The sequence below is a fragment of the Segetibacter koreensis DSM 18137 genome (assembly GCF_000374045.1).
GTDB lineage: Bacteria > Bacteroidota > Bacteroidia > Chitinophagales > Chitinophagaceae > Segetibacter > Segetibacter koreensis.
In genome coordinates, this window is the sequence record NZ_KB893377.1 from 1 (window position 1) to 1,276 (window position 1,276).

The 1,276-nt window shown below is 27.5% G+C and carries 3 protein-coding genes; 1 reads left to right on the top strand and 2 read right to left on the bottom strand.

Features of this window, described 5'->3' with window-relative positions; translation table 11 throughout:
* Together B154_RS30315 and B154_RS0124000 are read right to left on the bottom strand one after the other, a co-directional pair.
* Positions 1–282: alpha/beta fold hydrolase (locus B154_RS30315; protein WP_018616906.1), on the bottom strand; the 282-nt coding region annotated here is incomplete at its 3' end.
* Between the two features lie 28 nt (positions 283–310).
* Entirely contained in the window at positions 311–781 is a 471-nt protein-coding gene (locus B154_RS0124000; RefSeq protein ID WP_211217542.1) for a methylated-DNA--[protein]-cysteine S-methyltransferase, read from the bottom strand.
* 164 nt (positions 782–945) lie between these two features.
* Here B154_RS0124000 and B154_RS0124005 point away from each other — a divergent pair.
* On the top strand, positions 946–1,276 hold a 331-nt coding region (locus B154_RS0124005; protein WP_018616908.1), incomplete at its 3' end, for an Ada metal-binding domain-containing protein.

Below are 1,276 nucleotides of genomic sequence, written 5' to 3' on the forward strand. Positions count from 1 at the left end.
TAACTGACTCATCAAACCTCTTGCTAGATAACCACCATATGACTCACCAACTATAATTATTTTTTCATTTGAGAAATTTTTATTTATAAAGTTTATTAATGATTCTAGGATATCATCGGCACTGATTATATCATCATAATTTGTAGTTTTACCCATACCTGGTAAATCAATATATAATCTTTTGAAATGATTGACATCACACTTTTCTACTAAATTATGCATGCAGAAATGGTCTAATAAAAGACCATGAATATTCAAAATTAATGGTCCGTTACCCTTCACTATTGAAGTATTTTATATTAACATTCATCTAATTTTCAGCCTCAGTTTCTAATAAACTTTTTTTCATTGCCAAGCCACCTCTATATCCAGTGAGTTTTCCATTTTTTCCAACTACTCTATGACAAGGTACAACTATTAGCAACGGATTTTTAGCTATGGATGAAGCAACAGCCCTAACAGCTTTTGGTTGATTTATAGAGTTTGCAACATCACTGTAAGATGCGGTTTTACCATATGGAATTTCTAATAAAGCATCCCAAACTTTCATGTTAAAATTTGAAGACTTTATAAATTGGTCAATACTAAATGTAAATTCACTAATTCTATTTTCTAAATAATACTTTATTTGATTTTTGTAATCTTTCATATATTCATTATCTTCTAAGACAGTAATATTATCAGCGTAATCGTATATTTCATTTTCTACATTTAAAGAACCAACAAAACATAATCCTTTGTCACTGGCATATAGATCAATAAAATTTTCTTTGATAAACAATCTACTATAATAAATGTTAGTCATTGTAGAACAACTCCTTCTCTAATATATATATAACCTTAACATTATTTTGTTTGAAAAACACCAATATCAGCCGTTATAGAAGTTTAAAAGCAATAACAGGATATTAAAATGTGTTATTGTTAATATAGGAGGTAGATATTATGACAAAATTAAATATGACTAAAAAAAGATGGGAAGCAATAAAGAATAATGATAAAAATGAAAATGATGTCTTTATATACGCTGTTAAATCTACAATGATATTTTGCAAACCTTCTTGTAAAGCAAGGTTGCCCAAAAAAGAAAATGTAACTTTGTACAATGATTTTCAAGATGCTATTAATTTGGGGTACAGACCGTGTAAGAAATGTAATCCAATGGGTAAACATACTGAAGAAGAAGAATGGTGTATACAAATAAAAAATTACATTAATAAATATTATTTTGAAGAATTAAATCTCGAAAAAATAACAAAATCTTGTCACGGCTCTT